Genomic DNA, 5,818 nt, shown 5'->3' with positions numbered 1-5,818 from the left:
GGCGGCGCGCCGCCCTGGCGGGACCGGGGAAGGGCGCCCCCGACGCGGGCGTCGACATCGTCTTTGTGCCGGTCCATCCGAAGACGGGGCGGACCTGGACCCCCGCCGGCCCGGCCGCATCGGCGTACCCGGTGCCGCTGCCGTTCGGGATGTGGCTGTCGCTGGCCTTCCCCCAGCCGTACCCACCCGTGGCCACGCCGGGCGCCATACCCGACGAGGTCCTGCGCGACGACCCGCTCCCGCCGCGCCCCCACCGCCTGTTCCGGGCCGACTCGGGAACGTTCCAGCACACCCTGGTCCGGCTACCGGCCGTCCGCAGCCCGTGGCTGCGCGAGATCCTCGAGAACCTCACCGAGCACATGCGCAACTTCCTCTTCTAGCCGTTTGACCGGATCTCTTGAGCGCAAGCCCCGTCCTACAGGGCGGGGTTGGCTCATCCTTGGCGCGGAGCAGCGCAGCGGCTCAGTTCGCTGCGTTGTCAGTGGCGTGCCCTAGGTTGATCACACCAGCCGAAGAGGGGGTGTGTTCTGATGCTGTCCGGTCGCCGGTATCTGCTCGGCCTGTCGCCCGAACAAGAGGGGATGTGCGAGGAGTTCGGCAGCATCTGCCGGTCGGTGTGGAACACAGCCTTGGAGCAGTGCCGGGAATACCGGCGGCGCGGGGCGTGGATGAACTATGCGCCGCAGTGTGCCGAGCTGGCCGATGCCAAGCGTGAGTACCCGTGGTTGAAGGCGGCACCGTCACACGCATTGCAGCAGACGCTCAAGGATGCATGCCCAGGTTTTCAGGCCGCGCATCGTGCAGTGCAGCGTGATGCCCAGGTCGGTCAGCTCGTAGGTGACCGTAATGGGCACGTTGGGCACCACGGCGCGCTGAAGCAACCCGCGCCCCTTCGTGCATGGGACCGACTCGGCGGAGCCCTTCATGAGTACCGACATGCTGTTTGACCAGGCCGTATGATGCTTCGGCGCTCACAGCGTTTCCCCGGCCGGCCACCCGTTCGGGGGGCGTTGTCGGGCGTGAGCCAGCCGGGTCGGGTTTGTCTGGGACGGTATCCGGCCGGCGCAAGAGCCCGGTCGGGCCTTATGCGAGGAGAAAACGTGTCCCAGAGCATCGCGCAGTACAAGGACGCACACACCGTCGTCTACGGCAGCTCCAGCCTGGACCGTCTCGTCACCGAGGAGCAGGCCGGCCACGCGGCCGCCTGGGAGGCCACCCGCAAGCTGAAGCAGTCCGGGCAACCGATCGACGGCCAGAACCTGCCCCACACCCTGGAGGCGCTCGCGCGCCAGCAGGCCGACCGGCTCGTGGTCGACCTCGGCCTGGACCACTTGGACGAAGAGGAGGTCAAGCGCCACGCGGCTGCCGCAGCGGCGCGTATCGCCCCCGAGTTCGTCACTGTCTGACTGCGGCGGCTCGGACGCCCTCAGGTACGGGCGGCCGCGACCAGCATCTGACGCCCGTCGCCTCCTTCGGCCCTCCCCCGGCCGAAGGGGGCACCGTCGGTCTCCCCGTGTCCTGTCCTGGCGGTGTCGAGGCGGTGACTGCGGCGGAGGCCATCGATACCGTTTCAGGGCCAGCCCACCGCGATGCGCACGTCGGGGCGGGCGGCGAGGCGTGCGCTCAGCTGACCAGTGTCAGGTGAGGTGTCGACGGGCAACCACAGCCACAAGGCCGTCGCACCGGCGATGACCGTCAGACGGCTGCCGCGCCGCCGGCGCGCACGAGGAGTTCGGCCGCGGCTTCGAGCTATCGGGCAGCGAGGCGGAGTCGGCCCACACGATGGCGGCGGTGTGCGGGCCGGTCGGGCGGTAGCCCAGCTGTGCTCCGTTCTGGTGACCCCCCGCCGCTATCACTTACCGTGATGGCGATCCGCCGATCCAGTGACACAAGGTAAGAAAAACATAAGGGTTATTGTCTGCGGAAACGTTGTTCAACCTGCGGCTTTACCGAAAACGGTAGAGGTTTCAACGGCTCACACACTCCCTCCGACATGCCGCTCCGCCGTGCTCAAGCCAGCCTGGATTCGCGAGCTGCCCCGAATGGGCGACTCGCTCCCAGGGGGGAACTCCGACGAAAACAGGAGACCCACAATGAGCTTCGCCCGAAGCCGCCGCACCCGTGCGCTCGCCGCCGGTGCCCTGTCCGCCGCTCTGCTGTCGACCGGTACGGCCGAAGCCGTCGCCGCGACCGGGACGCCGAACCCCAAGCCTTCCGTGACCCGCACTGGCACGCCGACCAAGAAGCCGTCGCCGACCGCCATGGGCTCGATCACCGTCTCGGCCAACCACAAGGCCGTCAAGGTGGGCAACACCGTGGTGTTCACCGGCCGGGTCAAGGGCATCAAGGCCGGTTCGACGCTGGTGCTCCAGCACATGCACAACGGCAAGTGGACCACGCTGAAGACCACGGCGGCCGTCAACAAGAACGGCACCTACACGATCAAGCGGACGTTCACCAACAAGGGCACCGAGCAGGTCCGGGTGGCGACCAAGTCCGGCACGTTCCACTCTTCGCCCGTCACCGTGAAGGTCAGCTGACGGTGAGCTGATGCGGGTCCCGCGCTGGATTTAGCGGCGGCGTCCGGACGGACAGCGGGGTCGGCAAGGTGATCCCTGCCCGGCCCCGCTCTGCTGGAGACGGTGGAGCGGGAGGTCCTGCACCGCGACCACGCCGCCGGCGGGCGGTCCCGGACGCTGGTCGATCCGCCCTCCGTGAGCGACCCGTACTGTGCGGAGCTGATCGGCCGATTCCGCGACGCCGGGATGGCTGGAGATCGTGCACGAGGCAACTCGTACGACATCCCGGTGTTCGCGGCCTACATCCGGTCCGAGGGCTATCCGGTCGTGTTCGCGGGGTCCGGCTGCCACGTGCTCCCGGAGATCGCCCTGTCCAGGGCGCTGACGGAGACCGCGCAGTCCCGGCTGACCTGCATCACGGGCACGCGTGACGATCTGGACTCGCACGAGGCGGCGTTCGCGGCGCAGCCCGACAAGCCCGAACTGGCCTTGCTGCCCGTGCGACTGGGCGGACTGCCCCGGCCTGCAGGTGGATCTCGAACCGAGCGTGGACCAGCTGCTCGCCCAGGCTGCGCAGCTGAGCGCCGGCTTCACAAGGCAATCGGCCTGTAGGTCATGGTCGACCACTTCCTCGGCAGACAGCTCCCGTTCCGGTGGCGGCCAGAAGACCAGGCCGCTGACGTGGCCGGACGGTCAGACCAGAGCTCCTTCGAGCCTGTCCAGCCAGTCGTTCGCCTCGTCTTCGAAGGCGTAGTCCGCCTCCATCCGTCGCGTCAGGTGCGGGTGGCCGTGCCGCACACGTCAGCACGGTTCGGGTCGAGGTTCTGCGGTCGTAGGAGTCCGTAGCAGGCCCGGTCGCCGGCGTTCCGCTCGCAACCTCCGTGGTGAACTGCGGATGGAGGAAGCCGTCATAGACCTCGCAGGCGCTGTTCGCGTTGTCCTCGTCGTAGCGTAAGACTCCCAACTTGCCTGCTGTGACCCTGGTATTGGGTCGGGCCGAGCGGCTCCGTGTCCAGCGGGCGGCGCACGATGGTCCGCTGTACCTCTGTTGGGTCGCCCTCGGCGTGGGTGACGGGATAGACGAAGGTGTTCTCGGCGTGCACAACGGAGGCGCGCGCGCCCCGTTCGAAGGGCACACGGCCGCGGACCTTGATCACATCCGGCTGCCATGGCCCGCCCTGTTGTGCTGCGGCCCGCGCGTCCTGTTGCCGCAGCCGCGCGGTGACCATGCGGGCACGGTCCGAGGGCTCCATCGGTGCTCCGGCCCGTATTTCGATCTCGTGGTCCCGGCTGAACTTCTCCCAGACCTCGTCGGGTACCGACAATCCTTCCGCGTCCCTCGCGGGTCTGCCGCTGTCCGGCTCCTGCGTGCCCATGGCCCCTCCTCGTCGTTCACCGCGCCCCGCACGCGCAGACGAGCCTGACCAGGGCGTACGCCCGCAGGCTGTGGCGCCGCATGGTGGGCGTCGGCCAGGGCACCGTTTGCCACGGCCGGCGTAGACCGCGACTGGGAGAGCACTACTTCAGTGCGACGCCGTCCCCGGCCGCCGTCGCCGAGCTGGTCGTGCCCGTTCCCGCGAAGTGCCAGCGCCAGGTGCCAGAGGCGTTCGCCGTGGTCGTCGTCTTCAGCTTGCCCGCGCTGTCGGTGGTCACCATCGTGACGGTGGTGTATGTCGAGGCACCGGACTTCTTGAGCTGGAGGGCGACCTTCTGGGCGGTGAAGCTCGGGTCAGGGCGCCGGTCACCGTCAACGACTTGCCCTTGGCGACCGGTTCGGGCGCCGCCTGGGTCGTTGTCCTCAAGCGCGCCCCGTTGCCGGCGAGCGTGCTGGCCACTGAGGGCGGGTCTTGCTTCGGCATCAGCCGTCGCGGGCAGGATGGCCATGGGGCGGTTGAGCGACAAGTAGAGACGGACACCAGGATTGGGCGCGACAGGCGAGGAGCCCCAGTGCGCCAGGAGACGCCTCGCCGGACCGCAACGATGGCTGCTGGGTGGATGGGTGTGAGTGAGGTTATGCGGTGAACGCCGGATTATCGGCCCTGGCAGCGGCAGCCACCTCGGTCATCGTGACGGTGTGCTCGATTTTCTTGGGCGAACGGCAGCAACAGCGCAGGGAAAGACGTACGCAGCGCCAGGAATTGAACGCGAAATATCTGAATCCGTTGCGGTTTCACCTGGTGGAGAACCACTTCAGGCTCTCGAGCATCAGCAGCCGCATCTCGGCCCACGGACCGAACGCCGGCATGCTGGTCATCGGAGATCCGGCGGAGGTGTCCTTCAAGGACGCCGCTTGGTTCACCGGTCCCGGCTGCGCCTTGATATCCGCGGTTTACTTGACGGCCTGTCTGTTCGCCCAGCTCAAGAAGGTCCGAGAAGACTTCCCGTATCTTCGTCTTTCCGCAGCGGACGACACCCGCCTCGCGGCACTGCTCCTGCGCGTGCAACGAGGCTTCCTCCTCAACGGCGGCGTCTACTACGTGACTCAGCCGAGCATCGGTGAGTCGGTGTGGGTCCGTGATGACGAGCGTTTACTGACGTACCGCGAGTTCTGCGAGAAGCTGCAGGACCCCACCTGGCGCGTTTGGATGGACCGGCTGATCATGTTCTACCTGGACATCGCACGCGGCGAAAAGACAGAGCGAACCGAACGCCTGCTCACGGCGCTCGCACAGCTTTCTGAGTTCCTCGACACCTGCGTCGGCGGTGGCAAATCAATTGAAAGCAGGGTGCAGGCCGAAAGCTCCTTTCCGCTTCAATGACTGGTGGGTGACGTCGGCGTTCGGCGGTTGAGGGTGTGGTGCCGAATGCCTCCCGGTAGGTCTGGGCGAAGCGGCCGTGGTCGGTTCAGCCCCGGTGTGCGGCGACCTAGGTGAAGGGCGCGGCAGTATTGTCGGAGGGGCCGGGAATGATGGAGCAGATCGCCATGACGGCGAACGGGATCCAGACCCGGAGCAGCGTGTGCTGAACGGCCGCCGAGCCCGGCGCGAGCCTGGTCAGGAAGGGGACGAGGAGCCCGGTCACGGCGAACGGGATGGTGAGGCCCGCGTGCTTCGCCGCCTCGAACACCGTCCAGGCGAGCAGGAGGAGGCCGAACACCCCCCAGGCGAGGCGTGTGGCCCAGGAGGCTGGACTTGTTGCGGCACTGGCGGTCTCATGTGTCATGGTGACTCTCTCCCCGTGTCGTGCGCTTCACGTGTCGGGACACTAGTAGTGCTTGGTCAGGTCGGTTGTGGTGGTGCGTGTCCTCTGGGCCCGGTGTGGCGTTGAGTGTGCGTGACTCCGGACGAGATTGCTGTGGT

7 protein-coding genes and 3 pseudogenes are annotated in these 5,818 nt (G+C 67.6%); 6 read left to right on the top strand and 4 right to left on the bottom strand.

The annotated features are described in order from the left end of the window. Window positions 1-380 (top strand): annotated as a pseudogene (locus tag ACWEN3_RS39550) (hypothetical protein); the annotation flags it as partial. 150 nt (window positions 381-530) lie between these two features. Next, a pseudogene (locus ACWEN3_RS39545) lies at window positions 531-650 on the top strand (helix-turn-helix domain-containing protein); the annotation flags it as partial. A 90-nt stretch (window positions 651-740) separates the two neighbouring features. Here ACWEN3_RS39545 and ACWEN3_RS39540 read toward each other — a convergent pair. Next, window positions 741-884, bottom strand: a pseudogene (locus ACWEN3_RS39540) (winged helix-turn-helix transcriptional regulator); the annotation flags it as partial. Between the two features lie 216 nt (window positions 885-1,100). Between ACWEN3_RS39540 and ACWEN3_RS39535 the strand changes: the two are divergent. The 3 genes from ACWEN3_RS39535 (at window position 1,101) to ACWEN3_RS39525 (ending at window position 3,131) form a co-directional block, all read left to right on the top strand. Then, on the top strand, window positions 1,101-1,406 hold the full coding sequence (locus tag ACWEN3_RS39535) for a DUF3759 domain-containing protein (protein WP_452981491.1): 306 nt from the start codon (window positions 1,101-1,103) through the stop codon (window positions 1,404-1,406). A gap of 687 nt (window positions 1,407-2,093) precedes the next feature. Next, on the top strand, window positions 2,094-2,540 hold the full coding sequence (locus ACWEN3_RS39530; RefSeq protein WP_452981488.1) for a hypothetical protein: 447 nt from the start codon (window positions 2,094-2,096) through the stop codon (window positions 2,538-2,540). Window positions 2,541-2,615: 75 nt separating this feature from the next. Next, a complete protein-coding gene (locus ACWEN3_RS39525) occupies window positions 2,616-3,131 on the top strand; it encodes a YcaO-like family protein (protein WP_452981494.1) in 516 nt (171 codons plus the stop codon). A gap of 296 nt (window positions 3,132-3,427) precedes the next feature. On the opposite strand, the gene ACWEN3_RS39520 is transcribed toward ACWEN3_RS39525, so the two are convergent. Together ACWEN3_RS39520 and ACWEN3_RS39515 are read right to left on the bottom strand one after the other, a co-directional pair. Then, entirely contained in the window at window positions 3,428-3,895 is a 468-nt protein-coding gene (locus tag ACWEN3_RS39520) for a hypothetical protein (protein ID WP_452981485.1), read from the bottom strand. Between the two features lie 142 nt (window positions 3,896-4,037). Then, window positions 4,038-4,403, bottom strand: a complete 366-nt coding sequence (locus ACWEN3_RS39515) for a hypothetical protein (protein WP_452981482.1) — start codon at window positions 4,401-4,403, stop codon at window positions 4,038-4,040. A gap of 134 nt (window positions 4,404-4,537) precedes the next feature. On the opposite strand from ACWEN3_RS39515, the gene ACWEN3_RS39510 reads away from it, so the two are divergent. After that, a complete protein-coding gene (locus tag ACWEN3_RS39510; RefSeq protein ID WP_452981479.1) occupies window positions 4,538-5,278 on the top strand; it encodes a hypothetical protein in 741 nt (246 codons plus the stop codon). 106 nt (window positions 5,279-5,384) lie between these two features. Here the strand turns inward: ACWEN3_RS39510 and ACWEN3_RS39505 are convergent, their stop codons facing one another. Then, window positions 5,385-5,681 carry a hypothetical protein gene (locus ACWEN3_RS39505; protein ID WP_452981476.1) on the bottom strand — a complete coding sequence of 99 codons (297 nt, stop codon included), beginning with the start codon at window positions 5,679-5,681 and terminating at the stop codon, window positions 5,385-5,387. Between the last annotated feature and the right edge of the window lie 137 nt (window positions 5,682-5,818).

The sequence above is a fragment of the Streptomyces sp. NPDC004561 genome, from assembly GCF_053602155.1.
The sequence above is the reverse complement of the archived record's forward strand: the minus strand, read 5'-3'. Positions and strand labels throughout refer to the sequence as shown.